Below are 16,622 nucleotides of genomic sequence, written 5' to 3' on the forward strand. Positions count from 1 at the left end.
CCGCACGTCGTCGATTGTCCCTGCGCCGTCACGGCGCGCCAGAGCCCGGCCGGCCGTGGCGACACCACCGGCCGCCGGGACGGAAACGAGGGTGACGCACATGGTGGATTCTGTCTTCGTCATGCCCGGCACGGTGGCTGCTCCCCGTACGGGCATCCTGCGCGACCTGCACAGCCGCTACGAGACGGTACGTGAGGCGCTGACCCGGATCGACAAGGCGGCCCGGGAGCTGGGGTTGCCCGACATCAGCACCCGTCTGATCGAGGACGTGGCCGGCGAGCGCCCGTACAGCCCCGAGGTGCAGTACCTGGAGATCTTCGCGGTCAGCCTCTCGACGTACCACCTGCTCGTCGCCGAGGGCGTCGAACCGGTGGCGATCGTGGGGCAGAGCATCGGGGAACTCTGGGCCCTGGCCGCTGCCGGACACGTATCGGTGGCCGACGCCGCGCGCCTGGCGGTGGCCCGGTCCCAGGCACTGACCCGGCAGGCGTGGCCGGGGAAGATGCTCGCCGTCGGGGTGGACGGCCGTCGAGCGGAGTCACTCGCCGGGCTGATCGGCCACCCTCACCTGGTGCTGGCCTGCGAGAACACGCCTCGGCAGAGTGTCCTCAGTGGTCCGCGACGGCAGATCGACGAGGCGGAGCGGGTAGCCGAGGCGCTCGGCTGGCCGAGTGTCCGCCTCGACGTTCCGCACCCCACCCACACCCCGGCGGTCGCGCAGGCCGCCCGGGACCTGCTGGCCACCGCACCCCGGGTGTCCTACGGTGGCGGACGGTGGCGGGTGTCCTCACCGTGGCTGGGCCGGGACATCGGCGACGAGGACCCGGTCGAGCTGGTGGCCGGCGCGCTCACCGCCCAGGTCCGGATGTTGCACACGGTACGCGCCCTGCACGCCGCCGGCGCGGACACGTTCATCGAATGCGGGGAGTGGCCGGTCGTCACCCGGTTCATCGAGGCGTCGGTCCCGGGCGTCCAGTCGGTCGTTCCGCTGAGCGAACACGATCCGGTCGCGGCGGTCCGGGCGCTGGTCGCCGGCCGCACCGACACGGTGTCACCGCAGGTGCGCACGCCGGCGCCGCCACCTGTCCCGGTGGCCCCTGCACCCGTCGCGTCTCCGCCACCTGTCCCGGCTCGACCGGCTCCCGCCGTCCCGGCGCCGCCACCCGTGGCGACCACGCCCGTCCCCGCCGTCCCGGCTGCGCCGGCTGTCCCGTCCGTCCTGGCGCCGCCGACGCCGCAGGAGCCGGTGACACCGGCCTCCCCGGTCGTGGTGGACCCGCCGCCGTCCACCTCGGACGCCGACGGGCAGTACGCGGTGGTGCTGACCGAGATCCGGGCCCTGTACGGCGACTACCTGGGCTATCCGCCGGAGCTGCTCGGCGACGACGACGTCCTGGAGTCCGACCTGGGAGTGGAGTCGCTCAAGCAGGTCGCCCTCCTCAGCCGGGTCGCCGACCGGTACGGCCTGCCGGACCTGCGGGCCAACACCTCCCTGCTGACCGTCGGCACCCTGCGGCGGATCGCGCAGGCCGTCGTCCAGGCCCGGGGGGAGGCGACCGCCCGATGACCGACACGCCAAGCCTGCACGGTCGGGTCGCGTTGGTGACCGGCGCGGCCAAGAGCCTCGGCGCGGACATCGTCCGTCGACTGGCCACCTGCGGCGCACACGTCGTCGTCAACTACTTCCACTCCGTCGAGCAGGCCGAGCTGCTGCGCACCGAGCTGGCGGAGGCCGGCCTGAGCGCGGAGTTCATCCGGGCCTCGGTGGCCAAGCGCACCGAGATCGACCGGATGTTCGACCTGGTCCGGCAGCGGCACGGCGGCCTCGACTTCCTCGTCAACAACGCGGCCGGCGGCGCGTTCCTGCCCCTGTTCGACGTCGACGACACGTACTGGCAGCGGGCCTGGTCCACCAACGTCATGGGGGCGTACCACTGCTCCCGCCGGGCGGCCGAGCTGATGGCGGGCCGCCCGGGAGCAGGCATCCTCTGTCTGTCCAGCGTCGGCGCCCACCAGCCGGTCCCCGGGTACGGCCCCGGCGGCGTCACCAAGGCCGCCCTGGAGTCCCTGGTCCGGTACCTGGCGCTGGAGCTGGCCGACCAGGACATCCGGGTCAACACCGTGCTGCTGGGCTCCGTGGCCAGCGAGATCGTCGTCAACCTCGACGATCCGGCCGCCGCGCTCGGCGACTCGGCGCGCACCAGCGACCTGATGCGCCGTACCATCTCCACCCCCGAAGCGGCCCGGCTGCTCGTCCACCTCCTGCACCCGGACACCGGATTCATCACCGGGCAGACCCTCGTCGCCGACGGCGGCATCGGCATCGGCGGAATGCAGGGTCTGCGCCTGCACAGCAAACTCGCCGCGCAGGTCGGGGTGCCCACCCGAACCGCACCACTTCCCCCCACCGCAGCAGCCACCGCCCCCGAACCGCCCCCGTCGGCCTCCGAGGCCGTCGCCGAACCGCCCCCGTCGGCCTCCGAGGCCGCCTCCGAACCGCCCCCGTCGGCCTCCGAGGCCGTCGCCGTACCGGAAGCGGCCCCCGCGTCCGCGACACCGCGCCCGGTGAGCGACCCGCAGCCGCGCGGTCCGGAGACCGGCCCCGGGGAGCACGACCCGGATGCCATCGCGGTGGTCGGCCTCGGGGTGGTCCTCCCCGGCACCAACAACCCCGCCGAGCTCTACGACCGGCTCCGGGAGGGTGCCCTGCTGGCCAGCGAGCCGTCCGCCTTCGACCTGCGGCACTTCTGGTCGGCCAGCGCGGCGGAGACCGACAGTTTCCACATCCGGGAGGCCGGCTACGTGCAGGGGTTCGTCCCCGACCCCGCCTCGGTCGCCGAACCCGACGGGTTCCTGGGACACCCCGGTTGGCCACGCACCACCCGGTGGCTCCGGCACTGCACCGTCCAGGCCCTGGCCGGAGTGCACCGCCGGCCGGGCGACCGGTGGCTGGCGGCGACCACCGGCATCCACGACCAGACCGGGCTCGGTACGCAGGGCGTCGTCCTCGGTGACGAGTACCAACGCCTGATCCGGGACGCCATCCGGGGCAGCGGCGGCGACGACTGGCTGGCCGAGCTCGCCGACCACGCGATCAGTGCCCACTACGGCGGCGACGGCGGCGACCCGCTGGCCTACCTGCCCGCCTCGGTCTCCCGTAACGCGCTGCGCGGGCTGATCCCGGACGACGCCCAGCACCTGACCCTCGACGCGGCCTGCGCCACCGGGCTGTTCTGTCTGGACGCCGCCGTCAAGGCCCTTCGGGAGGGAAGCTGCGACGTGGCGCTGGTCGGCGGCACGTCGGTGATCGAGCCGATCGGCTTCACGCTCTTCTGCCGGGCGCAGGGAATCACCGCCAGCGGCCGGATCCGCCCGTTCGACCAGGCGGCCGACGGGACGCTGATCGGTGAGGGCGCCGTCATGCTGGCGCTGAAACCGTACGCCCGTGCGGTGGCCGACGGGGACCAGATTCACGGCGTCGTCCTCGGCACCGGACTGGCCGCCGACGGCCGGGGCAAGGGCATTCACGCGCCGGCCACCCGGGGACAGGAACTGGCGATCGGCCGGGCCTGGGCCGACGCCGGTGTCGACGCCTCGGACGTGGACTGGGTGGTGGCCCACGGCACCGGCACCCCGGTCGGTGACGAGGTGGAGCTGCGTTCCCTGCTGTCCCGACTGGGCGAACGGGACCGGCCGTGCCTGTTGACGTCGAACAAGCAGGTCTTCGGCCACACCGGTGTCCTGGCCGGGCTGGTGTCGGTGGCGCACGCGCTGGTCGCTCTCGCCCACCGTACGATTCCCGGCCACACCGTGGTCACCGATCCCCACCCGCTGCTGGGCGACGGCACCCGGCTGACGGTGCCGGTCACCGATGCGCCCTGGCCGGTCGACGAGGCCCGCCCCCGGATGGTCGGGGTGTCCTCGTTCGGCCTCGGGGGAGCCGACGCCCACGTGGTGCTCGCCGACCGGGTGCCGTCGGCCCGACCCGCGCCCCGACCGTCGGTGCCTGACCGCGCCCCGGACGCCGAGGACCTGGTCGTGGTGGGCTGGAACACCCACCTGCCCGGCCTGGACACCGACCGGGTGCCCGGCTGGCTCGTCGGCGACGGCCCGGCCCCGCAGCTCAGCTTCGGCAGCCCGTATCCGCTGCCGTCCCCCCTCGACGTGCGGATCCCGCCCCGGACGATGCGGCACATGGACCCGGCCCACCTGATGATGCTCCAGGCCCTCGGGCCGCTCCTGGCCGACCTCGGCGAACCGGGGACCGCGCTGCGGTCGACCACCGCGATCCTGGTGGGGGCGAGCCTGCCGACGACGCACAACGCCCGCGCCGCGCTGCGGGTGCACGCGCAGGAGTGCGCCGCGACGTTCGACCTGCTACCCGACCCCGGGCAGGCCCAGACGCTGCGGGAGTACCTCGCCAAGGCGCTCGCCGACGCCGGCGACGTCGTTCCCGACGAGCTGAACGAGGACGACTTCACCGGTGCCGTCTCCTGCATCCTGTCCGGCCGGGCCGCCAACTACTACGACTTCCGGGCCTTCGGGACCAGCGTCTACGCCCACCGCGACTCCACCCACTGCGCACTCGACCTGGCGCTGCGCCAGCTTCGCCACCGGGCCTGTGACCTGGCCATCGTCGGCGCGGTGAGCCTGCGGCCGATCAGCGGGTGGGCCCGGCACCTGGACAGTCTCGTACCGGCGGGTCGGTCGGTCGCCGAGGGCGCCGCCGTCGTGGCGGTCGCCCGCCGGTCCACCGCCCGGGAGCACGGCCTGCCCGTCCTGGGCACGCTCGCCACCGCGCCCGGGGGCACCGCCGACGACCCGACGCACACCCTGCCCGCATCGGCCGGCACCGACCGCACGTACCTGTCCCTGGATGCCCTGCTGGCGGTGCTCCGGGCCGTCGTCACCGGCACCGACACCGTCGTGTCGCCGGCCGCCCCCGGATCACCGTCGATCCGGTTCACCGGGCCGACCGGTCCCGGTCCCGACCCGGGCGGGGCCGTCCCGGAACCGGCCGAACAGCCGATCGGCCGCCGGCAGACCCTCCAACTGCGTCCGTTGACCCCACCGGATCCGGACGGGCCGGCGATCCCGGCCGGGAGCATCGTGGTCACCGACGCCGCGGACCTCGCCGCCGCGGTCACCGGCCCGGACATCGCCGTCTGGTCACCGGGGCCGGGGGTCGACGCCGCCACCCACGTACCGCCCGACGCCGCCGCCGACGCGCTGGCCGGTCTGCCGTTCGTCCCGCGCCACATCCGGATCCTGTCCCGGTTGGACACTCCCGGTGACGGTGCCGACGACACCGAGGCCGCCCGGTTGGAGGACCTCCAGGATCTCGCGTTCACCACCGTCCAGGCCGCGCTGCCCGCGCTGCGGGCCGGCGGGTCGCTCGCCGCGGTGCTGCTCAGCGCGTTGCCGGAGGGGGCGACGCACCCGCTCGCCGGCCTGTTCACCGGTCTCGTCCGCTCGGTGCGGGCCGAGGTGCCGCAGTGCGGTGGGAACGCCCTGATCACCGACGCGTCGGATGCCCCGACCGCGCTGGCGCAGTTGGCCCGGGCGGTGACCGCCCGAGTGCCGACGCACACCCTGGCCTGCCGCGGGCAGACCTGGTCCGAGCTGGCCGTCGCCGACGACGAGACCGGACCGCACCGGACGGGGGAGCCCGCTCTGCCACCGGGCGCGGTCGTGGTCGCCTTCGGTGGCGCCCGGGGCATCACCCCCGAGCTCCTCGACGCCGTGGCCCGTACCACCGACCGACCTCACCTGTACGTCGTGGGCCGCACCCCGCTACCGGAGACCGACGACGAACTGCCACCCCAGGCCGAGTTCATCGCCGCCGGACGCCGGGAACACCCCGACGCGTCGGTGCGGGAACTCAGGACCGCCTACGAACGTGCCCAGGCCCGCCTGGAGGTACGCCGGACCGTGCACCGGCTCGCCGAACTGTGCGGGCCGGACCGGGTCCACCACCGGGTGTGCGACGTGCTGGACGCGGACCGGACCAGGGCGGTCCTCGACGAGGTCATGGACCGGCACGGACGGATCGACCTGCTCGTCAACACCGTCCTCGACCTGCGCTCCCGGGCGCTGCACGCGAAGACCCTGGTCGACTTCCGGGCGGTACGGGCCACCAAGGCCGCCGGCTACCGCAACCTCAGACGCGCCCTGGCCGGCCGGCCGCCCCGGATCTGGTGCAACTTCAGCACCCTGGCCACGCTCGCCCCCGCCCCCGGAGACGTCGACTACTGCGCCGTCAACGAGTACCTGGCGTACGCGAGCGCCTGGGCCGACCGGCACGCACCCGAGGGACACCGTGAACTCGCCATCCTCTGGAGCGGCTGGCGGGAGGTCGGCGTCGCCAGCAGCGCCGCGATGCAGGAGACCCTGCGACGCAACCGGATGGACGCCTACATCAGCAGCAGGCAGGGCGCCGCCCAGTTCCTCGACGCGGTGACCCGGCCCGGGAGCGGGGCGGCGGTCTTCTTCATCCGGGAGGAGGAACGCGTACTGCTGGGGCAGCGGGGGATCAGCACCGACGCCACCGGCGGCCGGCTGCCGCTGCCCGTACCGGACGCGCCGCCACCCACCCCGCCGGACCCGTCCCTGGCCACGCCGCTGCTCGACGGCGTGCTGCTCCGCGGTCGCCGCTGGGCGGTGTTCACCAAGACCTGGGAGCCGCACACCCTCGCGGAGCAGGACGGCCGGTGGATGCGCCACCACCGGGTCAACGGGGAGTACGTCCTACCCGGCACCTTCGCCCTCGAGGCCGCCGCCGGTGCGGCCGGGTACCTCTGTCCCGACCTCGTCGTCACCGGATTCCGTGACCTGGTCTGCCGGACGTCGGTGACGGTCAGGTCCGCCGGACCACCCCGCACCATCACGGTGGAAGCCCGGCTCACCGACCGGTCCCCGGACCGGGCCGTGGTGGCGGTCCGGATCACCACCAACCGGGTCGGCCGCAACGGCAAGGTCCTGCGCTTCAACGACCTGCTCTGCGAGACGACAGTCGTGCTGGCCGACCGGCACCCCGCGCTGCCCGCGCCGACCGACCAGGTGGCGCACCGACCCGAACCGGACTTCGCGATGCCGGTCTACTCCGCCGACCTGCCGATCACCCTCAGCGGTCCGTTCGCGGGAACCGGCGAGTACGCCCGGGGACCGGACGGCACGAGCGCCACGTTCCGCCTGGACCACGAGGCGTGGAGCCCGGCCCTGGCCGGGATGACCGTACCGGCGATCCTGCTGGACGCGATGGTGCACCTGTTGCTCCTACCGCCGCGCGGTGACCGGCCACCCCTGGTCGGCCCGATGGCCGGAATCGAGGCGGTGGACCTCGGCGGGCCGGGCAACGACTGCCAGCTCAGCGCCGCGCATCCGACGATCCGGCTGCACTGCCGGTTCGCCGACGGCGCGTTGACCGCGTCGACCACGGACGGCCACGTCCTGGCCCGGATCACCGGGGTCAGCGCGCACGCCACCGACCACAGCGGGAGGTTGATCCGGCCGCACGCCGACACCCCCCAACCGGCCCTTCCCTGACAGCCGAGGAGACAGCGGTGTTGTGGCACGACATCACGATCGCCGGAACCGGTTCCTGGATACCCCCGATCCGACCTGAGCACGACCCGTGGGGCGGTACCCAGGCCGGTCCATCGTCCATGGCGGCGGCCAACGGGTTCACCTCGGCGGCGGTCTCGACCGGGGAGACCGCGACCCAGATGGCGGCTCGGGCCGCCCTGCTGGCACTGCGCCACGCCGAGGTCCCCAGCGCCGACGTGAGCCTGCTGGCCCACGCCACCTTCCAGGACGAGGACCACTACACGCCCGCGCCGTACCTGCTGCGGGTGCTCGGAGCCACCCGTACCACCGGGATCGAGGTCGGCGCGGCCAGTGACGGCGGCGCGGCCGCCCTGGTGACCGCAGCCGAACACCTCACCGCCCAGCCCACCGCCCCGGCGGCCCTGGTCACCGCCGGAGCCCGCTTCCCCCACCAGCGGTGGGGCCACGTTCGCGAGATCGGCTACGTCGCCGGTGACGCCGGGGCGGCCGCGGTGCTCACCCGGGGCACCGGCTTCGCCCGGCTGCTGGCCACCGCCCAGGCCACCGAACCGGAGTTGGAGGTGCTGACCCGGGCCGGTGAGCAGGGCGCCGCCGCCGGCGCGGGGCGACGGTTCCTCGCCGAACAGACCGGACTCCTGCCGCACATCGGAGCACTGCAACGCCGCACCCGTGACTGTGTCGACACCGTCCTCGGCGAGACCGGCCTGGCGGCGGCGGACATCTCGCACGTGGTGGCCATCGCCATTGGGTCGGCCGTGCTCGACCTGGTGCTCTCCGGGCCTCCGCTGCACCGCCGAGCCACCGACAGCAGCTGGACCTTCGGCCGCCACCTGGGCCACGCCGGCCCGTGTGACGTGCTGCTCGCCCTGGACCGGATGTTCCGCACCGGCGCACTGCGGGTCGGGGAACGCGTCCTCGTCGTGAGCTTCGGCCTCGGCTTCCGCTGGACCACCGCCCTGCTCGAGATCACCCGCCCGCCGCCCGGTGCGACGACGGCAGACCGGAGAACGAGGTAACCCATGACCGAGACGAGTACGGCGACCACCGCGTCGATTCCCGTGGCACCGGGTGCACTGCCGCTGCTCGGACACGCGTTGCCACTGTTGCGGGATCCGCTGGCCTTCATCAGCTCCCTGGCCGGGTACCCGAGGATGGTGCGGGTCCGGTTGGGCCTGACCTCCGCGGTGCTGATCTGCGACCCGACCCTGACCCGGCAGATCTTCGTCAACGACCGGACCTTCGACAAGGGTGGCCCGATCTACGACCGGATTCGGGAGGTCATCGGCGACGGGTTGTCCACCTGCCCGTACCCGCTGCATCGGCGACAGCGGCGGCTGTGCCAGCCGTCGTTCCACCCACGGCGCCTGCAGGGGTACGCGGCGGTGTTCGGCCGGGCGTCCGACGCCACGGCCGGCTCCTGGCACGACGGTCAGGTGCTCGACGTCACCCGGGAGATGATGACGCTGACCACCCAGGCCACCATGGAGACGATGTTCAGCGGGTCGCTCCCGGCGGAGACCCTCCGCCGGGCCCTGGCCGACACCAACACCGTGGTGAGCGCCTTCTTCCGCCGGATGATGACCCCGGCCCTGCTGCGCCGGCTGCCGACCCCCGGCAAGCGACGCTACGACCGGGCGCGGGCCCGGCTCTTCGCCACCATCACCGAGATCGTCGCCGCCCGCCGGGCCGACCCCACCGACCACGCCGACCTGCTCTCCGCACTGGTCGCGGCGGTCGACGTGGAGAGCCTCGACCACGAGCAGCGGCTCAGCGACTCCGAACTGGCCGACCAGGCCCTCACCTTCTTCCTCGGCGGGATGGAGACCACCGCCATCACCCTGGCCTGGGCGCTGCACCTGGTGGCCACCCATCCTGAGGTCCAACGTGGACTGCAGGCCGAGACCGACACCGTGCTGGCGGGCGCGCTCCCCGGCCCCGAACACCTGCCCCGGCTGGACCTGGCGGCCCGGGTGGTCACCGAGACCCTCCGGCTCTACCCGCCGGCCTGGATGATGACCCGGACGGTTGCCCGGGAGGCCGAGCTGGACGGGGTACGGCTGCGGCGCGGCGACATCCTCGTGCTCAGCCCGTACCTGATCCACCGGCGGCCCGACCTGTACGCCGACCCGGACCGGTTCGACCCGGACCGCTGGCTCGGCACCTCACCCGACCGGGCGGGCTACGTCCCGTTCGGCGCCGGCGCACGCAAGTGCATCGGGGACCAGTTCGCGCTCACCGAGGCGATCCTGGCCCTGACCGCGGTGGCGGCCCGCTGGGAGTTGTCCCCGGTCGGCGAGGAACCCTTCCGGCCCAAGGTGGAGACCAGCCTGAGTTCGCGCGGGCTGCGCCTGCGGTTGCGGCGTCGCCGGACGGAGACCCCCGGGACCGGCGCGCCGCCGGTCGCCGCGTCGCAGCCCGTGCCCGTCCCGCCGGCCCTCGGATCGGGCCCCGGTGCCTGCCCGGTCGCCCACTAGGAGTGCAACCATGAGATCACTTGTCAAACAGCTGCTTCGCCACCGTGAGATCCGCCGGCACACCGCCGCGCCGGCCGACCGGCTCCACCCGCCCACGCGTCCCGATCCGAACGGGTGGTTCTGCGTGGCCTTCTCCGACGAGGTCCGCTCCGGGACCATCACCACCCGCCCGATCATGGGTGGCGAGGTGGTCCTCTACCGAACCCCCCGCGGGTTGTTGCGTGCGGTCCGCCCGCGCTGCCCCCACCTCGGGGCGCACCTGGGCGTCGGTGGGACGCTCGAGGGTGAGGAGATCGTCTGTCCCTTCCACCGGTTCGCCTTCGATCCCTCCGGGGCCTGCGTACGGACCGGGTACGACCTGCCGCCGCCCAAGGCGACCCTGACCCAGTTCCCGGTCTGCGAGGCCAACGGGTCGATCTACGTGTGGTGGCACGCGCGCGGCCTCGCACCGCAGTGGCAGGTGCCGATCTTCGGCATGGACGAGCGGCAACCCTTCAGCCACAACACCTTCGACATCGCCGGTCACCCGCAGGACGTCATCGAGAACGCCTTCGACTGGGGTCACCTCCCGACGCTGCACGGGCTGCGGGACCTGGTCATCGAGGGGGATCCGGTGATGGGGGAGCCGATCAGCACGGTCACCGCGACCGCCCGGGGCACCGTCATGCGCCAGATCCGCCAGTCCTACACCCTCACCGTGATCGGACTGGCCACCATCGCGGCCCGTACCCGGTTGCCCAACGGCGCGGGCGACCTCTACGTCATGCTGCACGCGACCCCGACCACTCCGGGTCGGATCCAACTGCGGTTCGGTACCAAGTTGGAGCTGGCCGGTCTGCCGTTCCTGCCCGAGCGGGCCGCCCGGGCGACGGCGTTGCCCGTCGCCCGGCTGCTCGGCGCGATCGCCCAACGGGTGGCCTCGGTCGACACCGGCGCGGACCTGTTGATGTGGCACCACCAGGAGCACGTCGAACAGCCGAAGCTCGCCCGGGGAGACGGCCCGATCGGCCGGTACCGGCAGTGGGCACGGCAGTTCTACACCGACCCCACCCCGTCCGGCGGTCCCACCGACGGCGCCGCCGCCGGGGCGTCCGTCGCCAACGGTTCGCCGGTCGCCAACGGTTCGTCCCTCGACGAGCGGAAGGTGGACCGCTCCGAGGTGTGACCGTGGCCGTCGTGGCCTGCGAATCGTGCCGGTTCCGTCTCGGCAACGAAGGGAGACCCTGTTGACGGGGCAGAGTGCAACGCCGGGTGCCGCGCAACGACTGGCGGTGCTGGGCGCGGGGGTGATGGGGACGGGCATCGCGGCGTTGGCGGTCGGGCACGGGATCGCCGTGTCGATGATCGACGTGGATCGTCGCCGGCTGGCCGAGGCCGCCGCCCGGGTCGACCGGCAGGTCCGGACGGCCCGGCTGATGGGTGCCCTGCCGGAGGACGTCCGACCGGGCGTGCTCGACGTCGGACTGTCCCTCGCGGACGTCTCGACGGGGCGGACCGGCATCCTCACCGCGGTGGTCGAGGCGGTCACCGAGGCCCCCTCCGCCAAGGCGAAGGTGCTGGCGGACGTCTCCGCCCTGGTGGCACCGGGCACACCGGTGGTGTCGAACACCTCCTCGATCCCCATCGGCGAACTGGCCCGGTCGGTGGCGCGACCGGAGGACCTGATCGGCAGCCACTTCATGAACCCGCCGTACCTGATCCGGACGGTCGAGGTGATCCGGGGCCCAGGTACCGGTCCGCACATCCTGGACGCGGTGCGCGGGCTGCTCGCCGCCCTGGGCCGGGAGCCGGTGGTGGTCGAGGACGCCCCGGGCTTCGTCACCAGCCGGATCCTGCACCCGATGATCAACAGTGCGGTCCGGGTGGTGGCTGCCGGCACGGCGAGCGTCGAGTCCGTCGACAGACTCCTGCAGGGGTGTCTGGGGCATCCGACCGGTCCGCTGCGCACCGCCGACCTGATCGGCCTGGACAACCTGGTCGACTCCCTGTGGGTGCTGCACGAGCGCACCGGCGACGAGAACTGCCGCCCCTGTGAGCTGCTGCTGACCAAGGTCCGGGCCGGACACCTCGGCCGCAAGAGCGGGCGGGGTTTCTACCACTACGAGGGAGACCTGTGATGACTGTGCCATCCGACCAGGGGGTATCGGAGACCGTCGACCGTGCCGTCGCGCCGGAGCTGGTGCGCTTCCTGACGGGGCGTACCGGGCGGTCCTGGCCGCCGGACGCGGACCTCTTCGCCACCGGTGGGCTGTCGTCCCTGTTCGCGATGGAGTTGGTGGTGCACCTGGAGCAGACGTACGGGGTCTCCGTGCGCGGCGCCGACCTGCGGTTGGACAACTTCCGGACGGTGCGCCGGATGGTGGCCCTGGTCGACCGGCTCCGCAAGAGCGAATCCGGCGACCACGGTGCCTGAGGCCGTCGCCGCCGTCACGCCCGCCGTCACGCCCGCCGAGGCCGCCACGATCGTCGCCCGCCTGGTCGGCGACCGGGCGGGCGACTGGGACCGGGCGGGCCGGTTACCCGTGGAGGTGGTACGCGAGCTCAACGCCGCCGGCCTGCTCGCCCCCCAGATCCCGACCGGGTACGGCGGACCGGGGTGGAGCAGCCTGGACAGCGGTCAGTTCACCGCCCGGGTGGGCAGCCTGTGCAGCTCCCTGCGCAGCGTCATGACCTCCCAGGGGATGGCGGCCTGGACCGTCGAGCGGTTGGCCGGCCGGGCACAGGCCACGTCGCTGCTGCCCCGCCTGGCCTCGACGGACACGGCCGCCGTGGCCTTCAGCGAACCGCAGGCGGGCAGCGATCTGTCGGCCATGACCACCACCGTCACCGTGACGGGCGACACCCTGCGTCTCGACGGCCACAAGGTGTGGGTGACCGCCGCCGACCACGCCGACCTGCTCCTGGTCTTCGCCCGACTCGGCGACCAGGGAGCGGTGGTGGTGGTGCCCCGGGCCACCCCGGGGGTACGGGTGCGCCGGCGGGCGGATCCGCTGGGATGCCGGGCGGCAGGACACGCCGACGTGTGGTTCGACGCGGTGCGGCTACCGACCAGCAGCCTGCTCGGTGCCGGCGGGCAGTCGTTGTCCCTGCTGGTGACCACGGCGTTGAGCTACGGCCGGATGTCGGTCGCCTGGGGGTGCGTGGGGATCCTGCGGGCCTGTGTGGCGGCGGCCGTCGAGCACGCCGGTTCCCGCCACCAGTTCGGCCGCCCGCTGGCCCGGCACCAGCTCGTCGCCCGGCACCTGGCCGACCTGTGGTCCGCCGAGCAGGTGGCCACCCGGGTCTGTGAGCACGCCAGCCGCTGCTGGGACACCGGCTCGCCCGACGTGGTCACCGCCACCGTCCTGGCCAAGTACGTGAGCGCCGGGCACGCCACCCGGGCGGCCGCCGACGCGGTCCAGGTCCTGGCGTCGGCCGGTGCGGTCGACGGGCACCCGGTCGCCCGGGCGTACCGCGACGCCAAGCTCATGGAGATCATCGAGGGCAGCACCGAGATGTGTCAGCTGATGCTGGCCGACCACGCGGTGAACCGCCGGTGACCCCGCCACCGCGCCGATCGCCCGCCCGGTCGTCCCATGCTGCCGACGAACGGCAGTCCACGAAGGAGTCGACGTGACCGACGAGGTCCCGACGGTCCCACCCGTGACCGTGAAGTGCCTGGTCTGGGATCTGGACGACACCCTCTGGCAGGGTGTCCTGCTGGAGGACGAGCAGGTCGTGCTCCCCGACCCGATCCGGGCGGTGATCACCGGGCTGGATGCCCGGGGCATTCTCCAGTCGGTGTGCAGCCGCAACGACCACGAGCCGGCCTGGGCCCGGCTGTGCGCGCTCGGCGTCGCCGAGTACTTCGTGGCACCGCAGATCGGGTGGGGTCGCAAGTCCGACGCGGTCCGGCGGATCGCCGAGCGGCTGGGCTTCGCGCTCGGCACCGTCGCCTTCATCGACGACCAGCCGGTCGAACGGGCCGAGGTCGCCTTCCACCTCCCGCAGGTACGGTGTTACGACGCCGGCGTGGCCACGGCCCTGTTGGACCGTCCCGAGTTCAGTCCGACGTCGGTGACCGTGGACGCCCGGCGACGCCGGCAGATGTACCAGGCCGGTCAGCGGCGGGCTGACGAGCAGGCCCGGTTCACCGGCCCGGCGGAGGACTTCCTCCGTTCGCTGGAACTGGTGATGCGCATCCGGCGGGCCGACGCCGCGGACCTGTCGCGGGTCGAGGAGTTGACCCTGCGGACCAGCCAGATGAACGCGACCGGGGTGCACTACCCGGACCAGGTGTTGCGGGCCCTGGTGGCCGATCCCCGGTACGAGGTCCTGGTCACGACGTTGACCGACCGGTTCGGGCCGCACGGTGCGGTCGGTGTGCTGGTCCTGGAGAAGCACCCCGGGGTGTGGCACCTGCGGCTGCTCGCCACCTCGTGCCGTGTGGTGTCCTTCGGCACCGGCACGGTCCTGCTGACCTGGCTGGTGGACCAGGCCGCCCGAGCCGGGGTGCACCTGATCGCCGACTTCCGGCCCAACGACCGGAACCGGATGATGGAGATCGCCTACCGGTTCGCCGGCTTCGACGAGGAGCCCTGTGCGTGCCGGGACCGTATCGCCGTCGACGGCGACCGCGCCGTCCAGCGACTGCACCTGGTGGCGCGTCGGCAACCGGCTCCGTCGACGTTCCACCTGACCGCCCCCGACCTGGCCGGCCCGGCGTCCGTCGGCGCGGGTTGACCGCCCGCACCCGGCCTCCGTCGGCCGGACGGCGGTGTGAGGCTCAGCCGCCTCACCGCACGAGATGACCGAGGTGTCCCCAGCCGCTGACCCGACCATCGACACCGCCGTGTCTTCGCCCGAGGTCGTGGCCAGGTTGGTTGACCAAGCTGGCCGAGGTAGCCAGGCAGCAGCGGGGTAAGCCGGCCGGTTGCCGGTGCCGCAGACCCTTCTGATCCGCAGGTCGGATAGCGGGGAGTTGACCGGTCAGCGTCGCGTCCGTCGCCGTGCGTCGCCCGAAGTCGATGCCCGCGTACTCCTGGTAGGCCGATATCGGGCGGACCGGGCCGGTGCCGAAGCCGCCCACGATGACGTACCGCAGCAGGGTCAGCACCCGGCGGCGGCCGGCCCGGTCCAGGTCGTACCAGTGACCGTCGCCCGGTGTCCGGTGGTCCATCCAGTGCCGGATCTGGTTCTCCCGCACGTAGTAGTGCCAGGCCAGCACCTCACCATCAGCGGGCCGGTGGCGAGGCTCGCCATGATGTTGCCGGTTTTCGCCGCCCGGACGGTGTCGAAGGGGAAGAGCCAGCACCACCCCCGTTCCGTGGCGGCCCCCGGCAGCAGCGTCAGCGGCTCGTCCGGCTTGTTCTCTCCGATCCGCCGCAGCGCCACGGTGGCGCGGGCGAGTGCCCTGTCGGCGTTCATGTCTTCGGTCCTTCCCTCGTTCTCGGGTGGGGCCGCCTGCCCCGGTCACCGTGGCGACCGGGGCAGGCAGCGGGATCATTGGGCCGCGTCGTACGCCGGGCGCGTCACCGCGGCACCGGTGTGGCGCTCGGTCACCCGGCCGAGCGCGTCACGGCTGAAAGGTGGTGACCTCCCCGGCCACGTCGGTGTGCTCGACGAGCTGGCCTGCGGCGTCGTACGCGTACTGCCGGGTGCGGCCGTCGAAGTCGGTCTCCTCGGTGACCCGGCCGTTCGGGTCGTACGTGTACCGCCAGATCCGGCCCTGCGGGTCGGTGATGCCGGTGAGGCGCAGCTCGGTGTCGTACGTGTACCCGGTGCGGTTGCCCGCCCCGTCGATCCGGGCCGTCACCAGGTCGAACGCGCCGTACTCGAAGCGCGTGCGACGGCCGGCGGCGTCCAGGGACTCGACCAGGTTGCCCTCGCCGTCGTAGCCGAACTCCTCGACGCTGCCGTCCGGGTTCTCCCGCCAGGCCAGCTCGCCTTCGAGCGTCCAGCCGACCTGGGTGGTGCCGTGCTCGTCCTCGATGACGGCGATGCGGCCCAGGTTGTCGTACTCGAAACGGGTCTGGGTGTCGCCCCGCGTCATCGAGGTGATCAACCGCGCCGCGTCCCGGACGATGGCTGTCGGACCGGCCTGGGTGACCGTGCCCGGCCCGTCCTCGACCGGCCCTGCCGCGAGCGGCGGTGACCGCCGACCGGCTGGCGCACAGCGTGCTGGCCGCGGCCAACGGCGGCGGCGTCATGCCGCCGAACCTGGTCGGCGAACTGCTCAAGCACATCGAGCGGCTCCAGCGTGAAGTGCTCGCTCCGCACGGCCTGAACGCCTCTGGCCTCACGACCCGCGAGGTCGACGTGCTCCGCCTGATGGCCGACGGATTCGACACCGGCGAGATCGCCGGCAGGCTCTGCTACTCCGAGCGGACCGTCAAGAACGTCATCTACGGCGTCACGCACCGGCTCAATCTGCGCAGCCGTTCCCACGCGGTCGCGTACGCGCTGCGCGCCGGCATGATCTGACGCGCGCGGGCCGCCACAGCGTCGCGCGCTCGACGCCGAACCTGCGGTAGCACAGGTGGGTGTGGAGCTGGGTGTTGTCGGCGACGCCGCTGGTAGCGACTGGGCGCAGGAGGATGACGG

General features: G+C 73.3%; 12 protein-coding genes and 1 pseudogene. 10 read left to right on the forward strand and 3 right to left on the reverse strand.

The genetic code is table 11. From position 1 onward, the window contains the following. The first annotated feature begins 100 nt into the window (after positions 1 to 100). From ACIG87_RS25780 to ACIG87_RS25820, 9 genes are all read left to right on the forward strand, one after another. Positions 101 to 1,567 carry an acyltransferase domain-containing protein gene (locus ACIG87_RS25780; protein ID WP_396853893.1) on the forward strand — a complete coding sequence of 489 codons (1,467 nt, stop codon included), beginning with the start codon at positions 101 to 103 and terminating at the stop codon, positions 1,565 to 1,567. Further along, positions 1,564 to 7,545: an SDR family oxidoreductase gene (locus ACIG87_RS25785; protein WP_396853894.1), complete on the forward strand. Its 5,982-nt coding sequence runs from the start codon at positions 1,564 to 1,566 to the stop codon at positions 7,543 to 7,545. Before ACIG87_RS25780 ends, ACIG87_RS25785 begins: the two co-directional genes overlap by 4 nt. A gap of 17 nt (positions 7,546 to 7,562) precedes the next feature. Then, complete coding sequence (locus tag ACIG87_RS25790; protein ID WP_396853895.1) at positions 7,563 to 8,582, forward strand: 3-oxoacyl-[acyl-carrier-protein] synthase III C-terminal domain-containing protein; 1,020 nt, start codon at positions 7,563 to 7,565, stop codon at positions 8,580 to 8,582. Between the two features lie 3 nt (positions 8,583 to 8,585). Beyond that, on the forward strand, positions 8,586 to 10,040 hold the full coding sequence (locus tag ACIG87_RS25795) for a cytochrome P450 (RefSeq protein WP_396853896.1): 1,455 nt from the start codon (positions 8,586 to 8,588) through the stop codon (positions 10,038 to 10,040). Positions 10,041 to 10,050: 10 nt separating this feature from the next. After that, on the forward strand, positions 10,051 to 11,205 hold the full coding sequence (locus tag ACIG87_RS25800) for a Rieske 2Fe-2S domain-containing protein (protein ID WP_396853897.1): 1,155 nt from the start codon (positions 10,051 to 10,053) through the stop codon (positions 11,203 to 11,205). A 61-nt stretch (positions 11,206 to 11,266) separates the two neighbouring features. Next, entirely contained in the window at positions 11,267 to 12,157 is an 891-nt protein-coding gene (locus ACIG87_RS25805; RefSeq protein ID WP_396853899.1) for a 3-hydroxyacyl-CoA dehydrogenase family protein, read from the forward strand. Beyond that, positions 12,157 to 12,453 (forward strand): acyl carrier protein, encoded by a 297-nt coding sequence (locus ACIG87_RS25810; RefSeq protein WP_396853900.1) that lies wholly within the window; start codon positions 12,157 to 12,159, stop codon positions 12,451 to 12,453. The genes ACIG87_RS25805 and ACIG87_RS25810 overlap by 1 nt, the downstream gene beginning before the upstream one ends. Then, on the forward strand, positions 12,446 to 13,579 hold the full coding sequence (locus ACIG87_RS25815; protein WP_396853901.1) for an acyl-CoA dehydrogenase family protein: 1,134 nt from the start codon (positions 12,446 to 12,448) through the stop codon (positions 13,577 to 13,579). Before ACIG87_RS25810 ends, ACIG87_RS25815 begins: the two co-directional genes overlap by 8 nt. Positions 13,580 to 13,652: 73 nt before the next feature. Next, complete coding sequence (locus tag ACIG87_RS25820; protein ID WP_396853903.1) at positions 13,653 to 14,762, forward strand: HAD-IIIC family phosphatase; 1,110 nt, start codon at positions 13,653 to 13,655, stop codon at positions 14,760 to 14,762. A 52-nt stretch (positions 14,763 to 14,814) separates the two neighbouring features. On the opposite strand, the gene ACIG87_RS25825 is transcribed toward ACIG87_RS25820, so the two are convergent. From ACIG87_RS25825 to ACIG87_RS25835, 3 genes are all read right to left on the reverse strand, one after another. Beyond that, entirely contained in the window at positions 14,815 to 15,246 is a 432-nt protein-coding gene (locus tag ACIG87_RS25825; RefSeq protein WP_396853982.1) for a hypothetical protein, read from the reverse strand. Beyond that, positions 15,129 to 15,446 carry a YrhB domain-containing protein gene (locus ACIG87_RS25830; RefSeq protein ID WP_396853905.1) on the reverse strand — a complete coding sequence of 106 codons (318 nt, stop codon included), beginning with the start codon at positions 15,444 to 15,446 and terminating at the stop codon, positions 15,129 to 15,131. The genes ACIG87_RS25825 and ACIG87_RS25830 overlap by 118 nt, the downstream gene beginning before the upstream one ends. Before the next feature lie 148 nt (positions 15,447 to 15,594). After that, positions 15,595 to 16,071 carry a hypothetical protein gene (locus tag ACIG87_RS25835; RefSeq protein ID WP_396853907.1) on the reverse strand — a complete coding sequence of 159 codons (477 nt, stop codon included), beginning with the start codon at positions 16,069 to 16,071 and terminating at the stop codon, positions 15,595 to 15,597. Between the two features lie 83 nt (positions 16,072 to 16,154). Here ACIG87_RS25835 and ACIG87_RS25840 point away from each other — a divergent pair. Beyond that, positions 16,155 to 16,502: pseudogene (locus tag ACIG87_RS25840) on the forward strand (response regulator transcription factor); the annotation flags it as partial. Positions 16,503 to 16,622: the final 120 nt, after the last annotated feature.

The organism is Micromonospora sp. NPDC051925 (genome assembly GCF_044548625.1).
Taxonomy (GTDB): domain Bacteria; phylum Actinomycetota; class Actinomycetes; order Mycobacteriales; family Micromonosporaceae; genus Micromonospora.